Below are 14,747 nucleotides of genomic sequence, written 5' to 3' on the forward strand. Positions count from 1 at the left end.
TTCAGGTACCTTCCTTCAACGCGCCGTCGGCGCCGACCTGCAGGCTGAACAGGCCACCGTGCGCGACCTCGACGTTCAACAGTTGCTCACGCGGCAGGCCACGCGCGCGCGCCAACAATAAACGCATCACACCGCCATGGCTGATCAACAGCACGCGCTGGCCGGCATACGCCTGATGCAAGCGTGAGATGGCGCCCAGGACCCGCGCAGAAAAGTCACTGACGGGCTCGCCATCAGGCGGCGTAAAGCGGTAAGGGTCGGCCCAAAACAATCCCAGCCCTTCGGCATCGGTCTTCATCAGCGCCGCCGCGCTCTGCCCTTCCCAGGCGCCGAAATGCAGTTCCTGCAGATCTTTTTCCAGGCTCACCGGCAGGTTAAGCGTCGCACCCAATTGCTGGGCAAAACGCGCACAGCGTTGCAGCGGCGAACTGATCACGCGGTCCCACGGCCCCTGACCCAGCACCGCGGCGTGCATCTGCGCCCACCCCTTATCGGTGAGCGCATCATCGAGGCTGCCGCGCAGGCCGCCACCCAATTCGGTTTCGCCGTGGCGCAGCAGGTCCAGGTGCAAGGTCATGCCGGGCGGTCTGCCACAGCGGCTTCGGCGAATGTCGCCATCTGCCCGTGCAACGCACAGGCCAGGCGCAGTAACGGCACCGCCAGCGCCGCACCGCTGCCCTCGCCCAGGCGCAGGCCGAGGTCCAGCAACGGCTGCGCCTCGAGGCGTTGCAACACATGGCGATGGCCGGGCTCGGCGCCACGATGGCCAAACACCAGCCACTCGCGGCAGGCTGGGTTCATGCGTGTGGCGACCAGCGCGGCGACGCTGCAGATAAACCCGTCTACCAGCACCACGATGCCGGCCTGGGCACACGCCAGGTAGGCCCCGACCAGCGCCGCGATCTCAAAACCACCGAGGTTGAACAGGGTGTGCAATGCATCATCGCGCTGCCCGGCATGCCGGGCCAGGGCGCGCTCGATGACCGCCACTTTGTGGCTCACGCCTTGGGCATTCAAGCCCGTCCCCGGACCGGTCAGGTCACTCACCGGGCAATCGAGCAAGGCGCAGGCCAACGCACTGGCGGCGGTGGTGTTGCCGATGCCCATCTCGCCGCCGATAAACAGCTGGGTGCCGTGCTCCACGGCGCGCTGGACGCTATCCCGCCCGGCTTGCAGCGCCAGGCGCCCCTGCGCTTCAGTCATCGCCGGGGCGTTGACGAAGTTGGCGGTGCCCGCACCGATATTCAAGTGACGCACGCCGGGCAGTGCCAGCGACGTCGTCACGGTACCCAGGTCGATCACTTCCAACTGCGCATCCAGCTGCCGCGCCAACACACTGATCGCCGCGCCGCCGCTGACAAAGTTATGCAGCATCTGGCCGGTAACGGCCTGGGGATAGGCCGACACGCCCTCCGCCACCACGCCGTGGTCGCCGGCAAAGATGGCGATCCACAGGTGTTCGACCGACGGCTTGACTCGGCCTTGCAGGCCCGCCAACTGCACGGCCAGCGCTTCCAGCTGGCCCAGGGAACCGGCCGGCTTGGTCAATTGCTGCTGGCGTGCCAGTGCTTGTTCGTATGCTTGAGCGTCAATCGCCTTACAGGGATTAAGCCACCAGGTGTCAGTCATAACGCAGTACCTTTCAACGTCAGGGGCAGGCCGGCCACCGTCAGGACAACACGCTGACAACGCTCGGCCAAGGCTTGATGCAGCCAACCGGCTTCATCCACATAGCGGCGAGTCAATTCGCCCAGCGGCACGACACCCAAACCGGTCTCGTTGCTGACAAAAATGATTTCACCTGGCAGCGAGGCCAGGGTGTCCAGCAGTTGGTCGCGTTCCAAGACCAGGCGCTCGGGGTTGTCGAGCATCAGCAGGTTGGTCAGCCAGAGCGTGAGGCAATCGACCAGCAGGCAGCGGCCGGGCGCGGCGTTGTCGCGCAGCACCCGGGCCAGTTCGAGTGGTTCCTCGATCAGCCCCCAGGTGTCGGGGCGACGCTGGCGATGCAGGGCGACGCGGTCGTGCATTTCGCCGTCCAAGGGTTGGCTGGTGGCGATATAGAGGACAGGCAGGCCGCTGTCGCTGGCGAGTTTTTCAGCCAGGCGGCTTTTGCCGGAGCGCGCACCGCCGAGAATCAGTTGACGCATGGCGCGACTCCACATAAACGGCGCAATAACCCGGTATCCAGGTGATGCTCCACCAAGTCCGCCAATCGCTCGATATCGCGCTCGCGCAACGCGTGGTAATCCACGGCCTGTACCGCCTGCAAACCGGCCCAACGCAACAAGGCACTGCAGGCGGCGGGCGTCTCGAACACGCCATGCAGATAGGTGCCGAGGATTTGTCCGTCCGCGCTCTGGGCACCGTCGCAGCGGCCATCCTCCAGGCGTACCGCGGCGCGCTCCAGCGCACTGCCCGACGTCACGCCTGCGTGGATCTCATAGCCACTGACTTCGGCATCCTCCAGCAGCAGGCGCCCGCGCACATTGCGCAGTTGTTTCTCTGCTTCCAGGGTCGTACTGAACGCCAGCAACCCCAGACCGTCACTGGAACCGGGAAGCCCTTCCAGGCCCAGTGGGTCGTGGACCTGCTCGCCGAGCATTTGCAAACCGCCGCATATCCCCAGCACCTTCCCGCCATAGCGCAAGTGCCTTGTCACGGCGGTGTCCCAGCCGTTGGCGCGCAGGTAGGCCAAGTCGCTGCGAACGCTTTTCGAGCCCGGCAGGATGATCAGGTCGGCCGACGGAATCGCCTGGCCCGGGCGGACAAACTGCAAATCCACCTGGGGATGCAGGCGCAACGGATCGAAATCGGTGTGGTTGCTGATGCGCGGCAGCACCGGCACCACCACCCTGAGCACCTGCGCCGCCTTGTCGATCTGGCGCTGGTCGATGCCGTCCTCGGCCTCCAGGTGCAGGTCCATCACATAGGGCAAGACGCCCACGACCGGTTTGCCGGTGCGTGCTTCCAGCCAGTCCAGCCCTGGTTGCAGCAACGCGATGTCGCCGCGGAAACGGTTGATGATAAAACCCTGGACCCTGGCCTGTTCGCTGGGCGACAGCAATTCGAGGGTGCCGACCAGGTGGGCGAACACTCCACCCCGATTAATGTCGGCGATCAGCAGCACCGGGCAATCCACCGCCTCGGCAAAGCCCATGTTGGCGATGTCATTGGCGCGCAGGTTGATCTCTGCCGGGGAGCCCGCGCCTTCCACCATCACCACCGGGTAGGCTGCGCTCAACCGTGCATGGGAAGCCAGTACTGCCTGCATCGCGATGGCTTTGTAGTCGTGATAGGCCACCGCGTTCATGCTGGTCACCGCGCGCCCATGGATGATGACCTGGGAGCCGGTGTCGCTGTTGGGCTTGAGCAGCACCGGGTTCATGTCGGTGTGGGGCGCCAGGTTCGCCGCCTGGGCCTGCACCGCCTGGGCGCGACCGATCTCGCCGCCTTCGGCCGTCACGGCACTGTTGAGCGCCATGTTCTGCGGCTTGAACGGCACGACCGCCACGCCCTGGCGCACCAGCCAGCGGCATAGCGCGGTCACCAAGGTACTTTTGCCGGCATCGGAGGTGGTGCCCTGCACCATCAGCGTACTCATGCAACGTCCTTATAGGCGGTCAGCGCTTCATCCAGGCGCAGCCAGTCTGCTTCCGTGTCTGGCAGGCCGAAGCGCAGGCTGCTGTCGTGTACGAACAGACGCAGCAGGATGCCGCGCTGGGCCATGAATTCGTGCAGCCGTTCGGCGTGCGGGGTGATCAACCACTGGAACAGGGCGCAACCGCCCTGGGGCTGAAAACCATGCCGCTCCAACAATGCGAACAAGCGCTGGCCGGCTTCAATGCAACGCGCGCGCTGTTGAACCTGCCCGGCGGTGTCGCGCAGGCAGGCCTGGCCCAGTACTCGCGTCGGACCGCTGACGGCCCAAGGTCCGACCTGTTCGGCCAATAGCTTGAGCAACTTGCGTTCGGCCAGCACAAAACCCAGTCGAACGCCGGCCAGGCCGAAGAATTTACCGAACGAGCGCAGCACGATCAGGCCGACCTGATGGGCCTGGCCCGCCAGGCTCAACTGCGGGGTCACGTCCATAAAGGCTTCGTCCACCACCAGCCAACCGCCACGCTGGGCCAGCCGTGTATGCCAGTCGAGCAGGCGTTGCGGCGCCAGGCTCAGGCCCGTGGGGTTGTTAGGGTTGACCACCACCAGCACATCAAGGCTGTCGAGAAAGAAATCGACCTCTTGTTCCTGCACTTCGCGCACCACGTAACCCGCGCGGCGCCAGGCCTCGGCGTGCTCGGCATAACACGGCGACAGCACGCCGACCTTGCCGGCACGCCGCAGGCGCGGCAGCAGCTGGATTGCCGCCTGGGAACCCGCCACCGGCAATACGTGCGCCACCCCGTAATATTCGCTGGCGGCCTGCTCCAGGCCGTCGTCGGTTTCCGGCAAGCGTGCCCAGGCCCGCAGTGGGATCTCGGGGATCGGCCACGGCCATGGCGCCAGGCCACTGGACAGGTCGAGCCAATCGGCTTCGGCAATGCCGTATTGAATCGCCGCCTTGCGCAGGCGGCCGCCGTGTTCAAGCATAGAATTGCGCCCCTGCACATAGGATCAGCAACCACAACCATACGCCGCGTTGCACCAGTTGCCAGCCACGGTCGATGGCGTCGGCATCGGCCGGTGGACCTTCTCCCAACTGAGGGCGCTGGTGCACCTCACCATGATAAATCGCCGCACCGCCCAACTCGACGCCCAAGGCGCCTGCGCCAGCGGCCATCACCGGCCCGGCATTCGGGCTGTCCCAGGTCGGCCCCTGGGTGCGCCAGCATTTGAGCGCCAGTCGAGTCTTGCCCAGCAACGCGTAGGTCAAGGCCACCAGGCGCGCAGGCACATAGTTGAGTACATCGTCGATCTTCGCCGCGGCCCAGCCGAAGCGTTCGAAGCGTTCGTTGCGATAGCCCCACATCGCGTCGAGGGTGTTGCTCAGACGGTAGAGCACCACACCCGGCACGCCGGCCACCACGAACCAGAACAGCGCAGCAAATATTGCGTCGCTGCCATTCTCCAGCACCGACTCGGTGGCGGCACGGGCGACTTCAGTACGGTCCAGTTCGCTGGTCTGGCGGCTGACCAGGTAGCTCACGCGCTTGCGGGCCTCATCCAGGTCATCGCTGCGCAGGGCCTGGGCCACCGGAATCACATGCTCGCCAAGGCTGCGCATGCCGAGGGCGCAGTACAGTGCGAGCACCTCCAACACCCAACCGATATAGGGTGCCCACGACAACGCGGTGGCCAACAGCGTCAACGGCACCACCGCAATCACCCACGCGGTCACACCGTGGCTGCGCCAGCCACGGCCACCGCTATTGAAACGTTGCTCGATGCGTCCGGCGAAATTGCCAAACGCCACCAGCGGATGCCAGCGCCTGGGTTCACCCAGCAGCGCATCCAGCGCCACCGCGGCGACACACAGCAAGGCCACACTCATTGACTTGCTCCCCACACATTCTCATACAACATGTCACTCAGCGGACGCGGTTCGGTCCAGCCTTCGAGCTGCAGCATCGGGGCCGGGTAGAAGGCGTCGACCGGCCCCAGGCACAGCACCGCCAGGGGTTTCGCGCCAGGCGGCAAACCCAGCAGGTCGGCCAGGGCCCGGGGTTCGAACAGCGAGACCCAGCCCATGCCCAAGCCCTCGACGCGCGCGGCCAGCCACAGATTCTGAATCGCGCAGGCCAGGGAGGCCATGTCCATTTCCGGCAAGGTACGTCGCCCGAAGATATGCCGCTCGCGATCGTCCATCAGCGCCGCCACCAGCACTTCGGCGCAGTCATGGATGCCTTCGACCTTGAGCTTCATGAATTCATCGGAGCGCTCGCCCAAGGCTTCGGCGGTGCGTATACGTTCTTCCTCCACCAGTTGCTGGATCTGCCCTCGTAGCTGGCGGTCGCTGATGCGGATAAAGCGCCAGGGCTGCATCAGGCCGACGCTGGGCGCCTGGTGCGCGGCCTGGAGCAGGCGATGCAGCAAGTGCGGGGCCACCGTGCCGCCGGTGAAATGGCGCATGTCGCGGCGTTCGGCGATGGCGCGGTAAACGGCGTCGCGCTCGGCCGGGGGGAAAGCGTTGTCACTCATGGGACTGGGCTGACTCAAGGTCGGGCGCAAACAGCGCAGCAACCGCACGGGGATTGGAGGGGAAGTAGAAGTGCACGTAGGAAGCGGTCATCCGCCCTTGCCGATACACCGCCTCGGCACCCCGCCCGCCGTTGGGGCTCAAGCCACGGGCGATCGGTTGCCAGTCGGTGCTGGTCAGGGAATGGTGGTAGGTGTGCCCGCGCAATACGCCTTCCGGCAACTCGACGCTTTGCAGGGCAAGGGCCGCCAGTTTCTTCTGCATCACCGCATCCCCCTGCAACAGGCCGACCAGCTCGGCACGGGTGCCGTCGACATCGGTGAGCGAGTCCAGCAGGTAGAGCATGCCGCCACACTCGGCAAGCAAGGGTTTACCGGCAGCATGATGGGCACGGATGGCATCGAGCATCGAGGTGTTTTCCGCCAGCGCCTGGTGATGCAGCTCCGGGTACCCGCCTGGCAGATAGAGGCTGTCGGCCTCGGGCACTTGGCGATCATGAATCGGTGAGAAAAAGCGCAACTCGGCCCCCATCGCCCGCAATAGATCCAGGCTGGCGCCATAGGTGAAGGCAAAGGCTTCGTCACGGGCCACGGCGATGCGCACACCGGCGAGCAGCGGTTCGGCTTCGATCACTTCAGGCGCGGCGAAGGTCACCGGCGGCGGCAAGGCAACTTCACAACTGTTGCCCAGGGCCTGGGCAGCGGCGTCCAGGCGTACGTCGAGGTCATTCAGTTCGCTGGCTTGCACCAGGCCAAGATGGCGGCTGGGCAACTCAATCCCGGTTTCACGGGACAACGCGCCGTACCAGCGCAGGCCTTCGGTGAGGCTCCCTTCGAGCAGTTGCGCATGGCGCAAGGTGCCGACACGGTTGGCCAACACACCGGCAAACGGCAAGTCCGGCTGATAACGCGCCAGGCCCAGGGCCAGGGCACCGAAGGTCTGGGCCATGGCGGTGCCGTCGATCACCGCCAGCACCGGCACACCGAAGTGCCGCGCCAGGTCGGCGCTGGACGGCGTACCGTCAAACAGGCCCATGACGCCTTCGATCAGGATCAGGTCGGCCTCCCCTGCCGCTTCCCACAGCAAGCGACGACTTTCCTGCTCGCCAACCATCCACATATCCAACTGATACACCGGCGCACCGCTGGCGCGTTCGTGGATCATCGGGTCGAGGAAGTCCGGGCCGCATTTGAACACGCGTACTTTGCGCCCCAGGTTGCGGTGCAAACGGGCCAGCGCAGCGGTGACCGTGGTTTTGCCCTGGCCGGACGCCGGTGCGGCGATCAGTACGGCCGGACAATGACGGGGCTGATTCAAAGTTCGACGCCCTTCTGTGCCTTGATACCGGCCTGGAACGCGTGCTTGAGCATGCCCATTTCGGTGACGGTGTCACCCATCTCGATCAACTCCGGCTTGGCGCCACGGCCGGTAACCACCACGTGCTGCATCGGCGGACGGGCTTGCAGGTCGCTCAGTACCTGGTCCAGGTCGAGGTAGCCATGCTTGAGGGCGATGTTCAGCTCATCCAGCACCACCAGGCCGATGCTCGGGTCTTGCAGCAGTTCGCGAGACACGGCCCAGGCGGCCTCGGCGGCGGCGATGTCGCGCTGGCGGTCCTGGGTTTCCCAGGTGAAGCCTTCGCCCATGACGTGAAAGCGCACTTGTTCGGGGAAGCGCCGGAAGAACAATTCTTCGCCGGTGCTGTTACGGCCTTTGATGAACTGCACCACGCCGCACTGCATGCCGTGGCCCATGGCGCGCGCGAGCATGCCGAACGCAGAGCTGCTTTTGCCTTTGCCGTTGCCGGTCAGCACCAGCAGCAAACCGCATTCGTTCGGGGAATTGGCAATGCGCTCGTCAATCACGGCTTTTTTGCGCAGCATGCGCGCCAGGTGGCGTTCGTCGCGGTCGGGGGAATCGGTCATGGCAGCTCTCCGTTGGGGCTGGACAAAAACGGCGGGCAGGAAAAAACAAAAACAGACAGCCAAGCATCGCCCACCGTGATGCTGTTGGATGATCCAGGCCGGTCTCCGGACTCATGAGTGGCTCGCTTTATAGAAAGCAGGCCGACGCTGCGCCTTCCCATATCGCAGCGCGATACAGTGGCCAATAGCACCGTCTTGACTCATTTACCGTTGCGGGGGCAGCGCCGGAATTGCGGCAACACTGTGTACAAGTGCGCTCACTCACCGGCTTCCCTGTTTCACTCAGTCGACCCTTGGGTCACAGAGCACCTGAAACAAGTCGCGAAGGTTAGTGGGTTGGGGGGGGAGCGTCAATTAAAGCTGGCCTTGCACTTGAACCATCGTGCCGCAGCACTCCTCTACCCTTACAGGCATTCAGGAGAAAACCATGCATAAAACAAGACTCGCCCTACTGATCATGGTCGCAGGCACCCTCGCTGCCTGCGGAGAAAGCTCGACCTTGAAGGTATCGGATGGCACCGGCCCTTCGCCCCAACTGCCAGAGCCCAACAAGACCCTGATCCCCACCGTGAATATCGCCCCAGCCATTGGCTGGCCTGATGGCATGAAGCCAACCGCCGCCGCGGGCACCCAGGTGACAGCGTTCGCCGAAGGCCTGGATCACCCTCGCTGGCTGTATGTGCTACCCAATGGCGATGTGTTGGTGGCCGAAACCAATGCGCCGCCCAAGCCGGATGACGCCAAGGGCATTCGCGGCTGGGTAATGGAAAAGGTCATGGGCCGTGCCGGTGCCGGCGTGCCCAGCCCGAACCGCATCACCTTGCTGCGCGATGCCGATCACGATGGCGTCGCCGAGACCCGCACGGTCTTCCTGGAAAATCTCAACTCGCCGTTCGGCATGACCCTGGTGGGCAACGACCTCTACGTGGCCGACTCAGACAAGCTGCTGCGCTTTCCCTATCAACCGGGCGAAACCGCAATCACGCAGGCCGGCACCACGGTGGTCGACCTGCCGGGCGGCAGCATCAACCACCACTGGACGAAAAACGTGGTAGCCAGCAAGGACGGCAGCAAGTTGTATGTGAGCGTCGGTTCCAACAGCAACGTCGGCGAGAACGGCCTGGAAGCGGAACAAGGTCGGGCGGCGATCTGGGAAGTCGATCGCACCAGTGGCCAGCACCGGATTTTCGCTTCGGGCCTGCGCAACCCCAACGGCATGGCCTGGGAACCGCAGAGCGGCAAGCTGTGGACCGCGGTCAACGAGCGCGATGAGATCGGCAGCGACCTGGTGCCGGACTACATCACCTCGGTCAAGGATGGCGCGTTTTATGGCTGGCCATTCAGCTACTACGGGCAACATGTGGATGTGCGTGTCACACCACAGGACCCGGCCCTGGTCGCCAAGGCGATCGCGCCGGACTACGCCGTCGGCCCGCATACCGCTTCGCTGGGGCTGACCTTCGCCGAAGGCAGCAAATTACCTGCACCGTTCGTCAACGGCGCCTTTATCGGCCAGCACGGGTCATGGAACCGCAAGCCGCACAGTGGCTACAAGGTGATCTTTGTGCCGTTCGAAGGTGGCAAACCCAAGGGGCAGCCAGTGGACGTGCTGACCGGGTTCCTCGACAAGGATGAGAACGCCATGGGCCGGCCGGTGGGTGTGGTGATCGATCAGCAGGGGGACCTGCTGGTGGCGGATGATGTGGGGAATAAGGTGTGGCGGGTGTCTGCAGCTAAGTAACTTTTCTCAAGACCACCACAAAAAATGTGGGAGGGAGCTTGCTCCCTCCCACATTGGGTTCGGTTTCTGGCTTAGGGATTGCGGGCCAAGTGCTCAGCCGGCAACACGCGCTTGGCACTCAGGTAGGCGTTCTGCCAATAGGCTTTGGACAAGGTGTCCAGCTTCACCGTACCGCCCGTTTGTGGCGCATGCACAAAGCGCCCTTCGCCTACATAGATCCCGGCATGACTGACCTGTGATCCACCACCGGTGGCGAAGAACAGCAAGTCACCGGTCTGCAGGTTTTCTTCGCTGACATCCTGGGCGCGCATCACGATCAATTCGCGGGTGGTGCGCGGCAGGGAGATGCCAGCGGCATCGCGGTAGACGAAGCCGATCAAGCCACTGCAATCAAAACCCGAATCCGGCGTATTGCCGCCCCATCGGTAAGGCGTGCCGACCAGGCCCAGCGCGCGGAAGAGCACATCTTCGGCAGCAGGCGAAAAACTTTGGCTGGAATAGTTGAACACCGGCTTAGGCTTGGCCGCTACGTGAGCGGGTGGCGGTGTGCGGCTTGCGCAGGCGCTGAGGAGCGCGGCGCAAACAATAAGAATCAGGCGGGCCGAGGTCGACATGTGCAGAACAATCCTGGTCTGGATGCGGCTTTCGCTGCCGAACGCTGAAAACCAGAACGCGCAAGCAAAGCTTGCGCGAACGGATTACAACAATATCCAGGGATTCTAGCGCTTACACGTCAAACTTCAAGTATCACTTTAACTTTACTTGCTGGCGGTAACCGTTGTCGGGGCCATGGCGAGTGCGCGCTTGGCTTCGATAAAGGTTTTGCTCCAGTAGCTGTCACCCAGGTTGTCGACTCGAACACCGCCACTGCGACGGCTGCTGGAGTGGATAAACTGGTTATCGCCCAAGTAGATACCGGCGTGACTGACACGACCACGGCCTGCAGTACTGAAGAAAAGCAGATCACCGGGCTTGAGGTTGTTGCGCGCGACCAACGGTGCTTTCACGTTGATCATTTCGCGAGTGGAGCGTGGCAGATTCATGCCAGCTTCTTCACGAAACAGGTAGCCGATGAAACCGCTGCAGTCGAAACCGGCTTCAGAGGTACCGCCGAAACGGTAACGGGTACCGATCAGGGACATGCCGCGTTCGAGGATGCTGTCGGCCAGAACGGGAAGCTGATAAGGCTTGCTGCCGGCAAAGTCGGCCAGTTCCTTTTCGGTTGCCACTTCTTCTTCGTAAACGGTAGAAGACTGTGCAGCAACAAATTTTGCCTGGGATTGCTGTTGGTTTTTGTGCTGCTCAGCCACTTGTTGAGGGTGGGAGGCGCAACCAAACAACAGGGTAACGAGTGCGAGAGGCACGAGGGGTGCGAAGCGATTTAGCATGGGCACGACCGTGGCTGATGTGTAAAGAAGTCGAGACTATGCCCTCTATCACATCGATTTGCAAATTCAATCGCGCTCTATGTGACTTACTGTTTGCGCCATGACATCTAAGCCCTTAATACCCTATACGTGCCTTTTGCGTGGCCAAACCGGCCAAAACGCAGGTTTTCTGGCGCCTGGAATTTGCCGAAAGCCCCGAAAAACAAGGGCTGACTACCAGCCGAGGGTTTCTTTCAGGAAGGGAATGGTCAGCTTGCGCTGGGCCTGCAAAGAGGCCTGGTCGAGCTGTTCGAGCAGATCGAACAATGCGCTCATGCTGCGCGTGCCACGGGTGAGGATAAAGTGCCCCACCTCATCGGTCAGGTGCAGGCCGCGACGGGACGCGCGCAATTGCAGGGCTCGCAACTTGTCTTCGTCGGACAGGGGGCGCATCTGGAAGATCAGTGCCAGGGTCAGGCGCGATTTCAGGTCGGCCAGCTTGACCGGTAGCTCACGGGGCGAGGTGGACGCGGCAATCAGCAGGCGGCGGCCGCTGTCGCGCAGGCGGTTGAACAGATGAAACAGCGCCTCTTCCCAATCAGCTTTGCCGGCAACCGCCTGCAGGTCATCCAGGCACACCAGCTCATACTGCTCAAGGTTGTCGAATATCGTGATACCGCGGTCCATCAACTCGGCCAAGGGCAGGTAAACCGCCGGCTCGCCCATTTGCTCGAAGCGCAGGCATGCAGCTTGCAACAGGTGGGTCCGCCCCACGCCATGCTTGCCCCACAGATAGATCAGGCTTTCAGTCCACCCGGCGTCGGCTTCGCAGAGCCGCTCGACATAGCCGAGTGCAGCGGCATTGGCGCCTGGGTAGTAATTGATAAAGGTGGCGTCATCACGCAGACGCACACCTAGGGGCAGCTGAATCGGTTTCATGCTGACTGAACGGCTCCAATCGAACCGTTAGTGGCCTCTGTGTAAAGTTTGCAAAGTTTATACCCGTGACGCCGGGCGCACAATGCAACAGACCACAAGCAAAATCAAAGGTTTGCGTTAACTTGCTGGATTCAAGCGGAATATTTGACACGCAGGCGCCAGAAACAACAAACCCGGCCATCGACCGGGTTTGTGACACTGCAATTACAACTCGGGGTCTTCGACACCCGTATACACATCCGAATCCTTGTACAGATCATGCAGATGGCGCACCAGGACCATGATCACCGCCGCCACCGGCAACGCCAGCAGGATGCCGGTAAAACCGAACAACTCACCGCCCGCCAGGATCGCAAAGATCACCGCCACCGGGTGCAGGCCGATACGGTCCCCCACCAGCAGCGGCGTGAGCACCATGCCTTCCAGGGCCTGGCCGACCATGAATACCGCGACAATCCCCAGCATCGGGTACAAATCGCCGCCAAACTGGAACAACCCGGCCACCAGCGCCGCGCCGATACCAATCACGAAGCCCATGTAGGGCACGATCGCGGCGAGCCCGGCGATCAAGCCGATCAACAGGCCCAGCTCCAGGCCGATCGCCATCAATCCGGCGGCGTAGATAACCCCCAGGGCCAGCATCACCAGTAACTGGCCACGCACGAACGCGCCAAGCACCTCGTGGCACTCCCCGGCCAGGGACACAATGCGCTCCTCGCGGTCACGCGGCAGCAGGCTGCGGATCTTGGCCATCATGATGTCCCAGTCCCGCAACAGGTAGAACGCCACCACCGGGATCAACACCAGGTTGGTCAGCCAGCCGATCAGCGCCAAGCTGGAAGCCGTCGCCTGGCTGAGCACGACACCGACGATATCGGTGGTCTGGCCCATATGTTCGCTGATCGCCGCCTTGACCTTGTCGAACTTCCAGAAGCCATCTGCCAGGCCGAGCTTGGCCTGGGCCCACGGCATCGCCGTGTGCTGCAGCCAGTCGAGCATCTGCGGCGCCAACTCATAAAGGCGAAACAGTTGCTTGGCCAGCATCGGCACCAGCACCAACACCAGCGCGGTAATGATCAACGTAAACAGCGCAAACACCGCTACCACGCCCAAGGTGCGCGACAGCCCGGCTTTCTCCAGGCGATCCACCACCGGATCGAACAGGTAAGCGAGCAATAACGCCACCAGGAAAGGCGTCAGGATCGAATGCAGCAGGAACACAAAAACGCACAGCAGGACGATCCCGCCAAGCCACACCCAACGACGCGCATCCGCCATAAACCACTCCATCTGTCATTTGCTTCCTGCTTCTATATAGAGCAGGAAGAACATTTACCAACGAAAACGCAGTTGCGCCTGAGGCTGGGCTGCCACAGCCGGCCGGGTACCATCTGCCACGGGCTGCTGAACCGGCGCCTCTCCAGCAGGAATCTCCTGCAACCTGGCCAGGCTCAACTGGGTACGCAATTGATCGGCGCTGCCGTTGACGCGATACACAATACGATTGCCGTCAACGAGCTGCGGCTGGCCACCGAACGGCTCCAGCAGATGCCCCAGGGCGGCATACCGCTCCAGGTTCATTCCCTGCACTTCCAACAATTGTTCTGTGCTGACACCCGGCTTGACCGCAAAGCGGGGAGCCAGTTTTTGGCTCACGGCCAGCATCACGGCATCGGCGACGGCAGCGGTGTCGGCCCCTTGCGCGGTGCCCTGCTCGCTCTTGTCGCCCAGCCACAGGCGCCATTTGGCTTGCCACTGGTTGCCGTCCTGACGCGCATGCACCGCCAGCAAAGCGTCGGCGCCATAGCGTTCGGAGGCCGCGCGCAGGGGCGTGGCATCGGCACTTTCGAGATTCGGCGCAGTGGCGACGACCTGCTCATCCAGATCGCCCAGCGGCAGGCGCAATGGCAAGCCACGATGTTGGGCCGCACGGCGTAGCGCTTGGGCTACGGCCTGACCATCGCCCACCAGGCTGCTGCCGTCGGTGGAGTCGTTCAACCACCAGCCGAGGATCGATGGCCGGTTGCTGCCCCAGATCGGCAGGCCGGCTTCACGCAAGGCGCGATCAGTGCTGACCGGGTCGAAATCCACTTGCAGGCTTTCCGGTGGGCCGGCGTCGTAGCCATACTGGCTGATGATTTGCTGCGGGTCCTTGCGCACCGCCGCCAGGCTCGGGCCGTCGGCGGCCTTGGCATCACCGGTGAGGCGGATGACCAAGGTCTGCACGGCGCGCTGGGTCGCCTGGTCACGCTCTTGCGGGGACTGACTGCTGACCGGTTCAAGTACTTGATACAGGCCATTGAGGGTTTCGGCATGACTCGCCAGGCTGGCCAATGACAGGCAGCCTACAAAAAAGAATTTACACAGACGCATGGAAGATTCCCGAACGACAAATTTAGCGGCTGGAACAGACCGCGCGAACCCGGTTTCCCAAGGCTGTGACCACAGCGACCGGTAAAACATTCACGGAGTCTCGGTAAGTTTTCGTACTGTCATAACGATAGCGAGTTAAAGGCTATACCTTAATACGTGCCTGGGCAGGCCCGGTTAGCATTTTTTTAACCCGCTTTTTTTATCTATGTGGCCCTGCCCGTCGGCCCGAGGATGGCCGCTGCCCCTCAAGCCTGATAAAATCGCGCGCC

15 protein-coding genes and 1 riboswitch are annotated in these 14,747 nt (G+C 62.8%); of the genes, 1 reads left to right on the forward strand and 14 read right to left on the reverse strand.

Translation table 11 applies throughout. From position 1 onward, the window contains the following. Nucleotide 1: 1 nt before the first annotated feature. The 9 genes from cobC to cobO are packed head-to-tail and all read right to left on the reverse strand — an operon-like array spanning nt 2 to nt 8,058. Nucleotides 2–577 (reverse strand): alpha-ribazole phosphatase family protein, encoded by a 576-nt coding sequence (gene cobC, locus P2T68_RS26765; RefSeq protein WP_150055686.1) that lies wholly within the window; start codon nt 575–577, stop codon nt 2–4. Continuing rightward, entirely contained in the window at nt 574–1,629 is a 1,056-nt protein-coding gene (gene cobT / locus P2T68_RS26770; protein WP_024076760.1) for a nicotinate-nucleotide--dimethylbenzimidazole phosphoribosyltransferase, read from the reverse strand. The genes cobC and cobT overlap by 4 nt, the downstream gene beginning before the upstream one ends. Continuing rightward, nucleotides 1,626–2,147, reverse strand: a complete 522-nt coding sequence (cobU, locus tag P2T68_RS26775) for a bifunctional adenosylcobinamide kinase/adenosylcobinamide-phosphate guanylyltransferase (RefSeq protein ID WP_024076761.1) — start codon at nt 2,145–2,147, stop codon at nt 1,626–1,628. Before cobU ends, cobT begins: the two co-directional genes overlap by 4 nt. Beyond that, nucleotides 2,135–3,601, reverse strand: coding sequence for a cobyric acid synthase (locus tag P2T68_RS26780; protein WP_277378509.1), 1,467 nt, complete (start codon nt 3,599–3,601; stop codon nt 2,135–2,137). The genes cobU and P2T68_RS26780 overlap by 13 nt, the downstream gene beginning before the upstream one ends. Further along, nucleotides 3,598–4,587, reverse strand: coding sequence for a threonine-phosphate decarboxylase CobD (gene cobD / locus P2T68_RS26785; RefSeq protein WP_102624208.1), 990 nt, complete (start codon nt 4,585–4,587; stop codon nt 3,598–3,600). Before cobD ends, P2T68_RS26780 begins: the two co-directional genes overlap by 4 nt. Continuing rightward, nucleotides 4,580–5,488: an adenosylcobinamide-phosphate synthase CbiB gene (gene cbiB / locus P2T68_RS26790; protein WP_069076833.1), complete on the reverse strand. Its 909-nt coding sequence runs from the start codon at nt 5,486–5,488 to the stop codon at nt 4,580–4,582. Before cbiB ends, cobD begins: the two co-directional genes overlap by 8 nt. Next, nucleotides 5,485–6,135 carry a 5,6-dimethylbenzimidazole synthase gene (gene bluB / locus P2T68_RS26795; protein WP_024076765.1) on the reverse strand — a complete coding sequence of 217 codons (651 nt, stop codon included), beginning with the start codon at nt 6,133–6,135 and terminating at the stop codon, nt 5,485–5,487. Before bluB ends, cbiB begins: the two co-directional genes overlap by 4 nt. Continuing rightward, the gene (locus tag P2T68_RS26800) at nt 6,128–7,450 is read right to left on the reverse strand and encodes a cobyrinate a,c-diamide synthase (RefSeq protein WP_024076766.1); all 1,323 of its coding nucleotides are present in this window, start codon (nt 7,448–7,450) and stop codon (nt 6,128–6,130) included. Before P2T68_RS26800 ends, bluB begins: the two co-directional genes overlap by 8 nt. Continuing rightward, nucleotides 7,447–8,058, reverse strand: a complete 612-nt coding sequence (gene cobO / locus P2T68_RS26805) for a cob(I)yrinic acid a,c-diamide adenosyltransferase (protein ID WP_010208674.1) — start codon at nt 8,056–8,058, stop codon at nt 7,447–7,449. The genes P2T68_RS26800 and cobO overlap by 4 nt, the downstream gene beginning before the upstream one ends. A 78-nt stretch (nt 8,059–8,136) precedes the next feature. Beyond that, nucleotides 8,137–8,386: riboswitch (cobalamin riboswitch) on the reverse strand. 99 nt (nt 8,387–8,485) lie between these two features. Here cobO and P2T68_RS26810 point away from each other — a divergent pair. After that, a complete protein-coding gene (locus P2T68_RS26810) occupies nt 8,486–9,799 on the forward strand; it encodes a sorbosone dehydrogenase family protein (RefSeq protein ID WP_277378510.1) in 1,314 nt (437 codons plus the stop codon). A 71-nt stretch (nt 9,800–9,870) separates the two neighbouring features. On the opposite strand, the gene P2T68_RS26815 is transcribed toward P2T68_RS26810, so the two are convergent. The 5 genes from P2T68_RS26815 to P2T68_RS26835 form a co-directional block, all read right to left on the reverse strand. Further along, a complete protein-coding gene (locus tag P2T68_RS26815) occupies nt 9,871–10,413 on the reverse strand; it encodes a C40 family peptidase (RefSeq protein ID WP_024076768.1) in 543 nt (180 codons plus the stop codon). A 144-nt stretch (nt 10,414–10,557) separates the two neighbouring features. Further along, nucleotides 10,558–11,187 (reverse strand): NlpC/P60 family protein, encoded by a 630-nt coding sequence (locus tag P2T68_RS26820; RefSeq protein ID WP_168233180.1) that lies wholly within the window; start codon nt 11,185–11,187, stop codon nt 10,558–10,560. A 213-nt stretch (nt 11,188–11,400) separates the two neighbouring features. Next, the gene (gene hda / locus P2T68_RS26825) at nt 11,401–12,105 is read right to left on the reverse strand and encodes a DnaA regulatory inactivator Hda (protein ID WP_024076770.1); all 705 of its coding nucleotides are present in this window, start codon (nt 12,103–12,105) and stop codon (nt 11,401–11,403) included. Nucleotides 12,106–12,309: 204 nt separating this feature from the next. Then, complete coding sequence (locus tag P2T68_RS26830) at nt 12,310–13,383, reverse strand: AI-2E family transporter (protein WP_024076771.1); 1,074 nt, start codon at nt 13,381–13,383, stop codon at nt 12,310–12,312. A gap of 54 nt (nt 13,384–13,437) precedes the next feature. Next, entirely contained in the window at nt 13,438–14,478 is a 1,041-nt protein-coding gene (locus tag P2T68_RS26835; protein WP_277378511.1) for a DUF2066 domain-containing protein, read from the reverse strand. Between the last annotated feature and the right edge of the window lie 269 nt (nt 14,479–14,747).

The sequence above is a fragment of the Pseudomonas sp. G11 genome (assembly GCF_029457515.1).
Lineage (GTDB): Bacteria > Pseudomonadota > Gammaproteobacteria > Pseudomonadales > Pseudomonadaceae > Aquipseudomonas > Aquipseudomonas gorinensis.

What these genes read in the sequence shown, in the direction of transcription:
- cobC (WP_150055686.1), bottom strand. Translation starts at nt 577, where the DNA reads ATGACCTTGCACCTGGACCTGCTGCGCCACGGCGAAACCGAATTGGGT.
- cobT (WP_024076760.1), bottom strand. Translation starts at nt 1,629, where the DNA reads ATGACTGACACCTGGTGGCTTAATCCCTGTAAGGCGATTGACGCTCAA.
- cobU (WP_024076761.1), bottom strand. Translation starts at nt 2,147, where the DNA reads ATGCGTCAACTGATTCTCGGCGGTGCGCGCTCCGGCAAAAGCCGCCTG.
- P2T68_RS26780 (WP_277378509.1), bottom strand. Translation starts at nt 3,601, where the DNA reads ATGAGTACGCTGATGGTGCAGGGCACCACCTCCGATGCCGGCAAAAGT.
- cobD (WP_102624208.1), bottom strand. Translation starts at nt 4,587, where the DNA reads ATGCTTGAACACGGCGGCCGCCTGCGCAAGGCGGCGATTCAATACGGC.
- cbiB (WP_069076833.1), bottom strand. Translation starts at nt 5,488, where the DNA reads ATGAGTGTGGCCTTGCTGTGTGTCGCCGCGGTGGCGCTGGATGCGCTG.
- bluB (WP_024076765.1), bottom strand. Translation starts at nt 6,135, where the DNA reads ATGAGTGACAACGCTTTCCCCCCGGCCGAGCGCGACGCCGTTTACCGC.
- cobO (WP_010208674.1), bottom strand. Translation starts at nt 8,058, where the DNA reads ATGACCGATTCCCCCGACCGCGACGAACGCCACCTGGCGCGCATGCTG.
- P2T68_RS26810 (WP_277378510.1), top strand. Translation starts at nt 8,486, where the DNA reads ATGCATAAAACAAGACTCGCCCTACTGATCATGGTCGCAGGCACCCTC.
- P2T68_RS26815 (WP_024076768.1), bottom strand. Translation starts at nt 10,413, where the DNA reads ATGTCGACCTCGGCCCGCCTGATTCTTATTGTTTGCGCCGCGCTCCTC.
- P2T68_RS26820 (WP_168233180.1), bottom strand. Translation starts at nt 11,187, where the DNA reads ATGCTAAATCGCTTCGCACCCCTCGTGCCTCTCGCACTCGTTACCCTG.
- hda (WP_024076770.1), bottom strand. Translation starts at nt 12,105, where the DNA reads ATGAAACCGATTCAGCTGCCCCTAGGTGTGCGTCTGCGTGATGACGCC.
- P2T68_RS26830 (WP_024076771.1), bottom strand. Translation starts at nt 13,383, where the DNA reads ATGGCGGATGCGCGTCGTTGGGTGTGGCTTGGCGGGATCGTCCTGCTG.
- P2T68_RS26835 (WP_277378511.1), bottom strand. Translation starts at nt 14,478, where the DNA reads ATGCGTCTGTGTAAATTCTTTTTTGTAGGCTGCCTGTCATTGGCCAGC.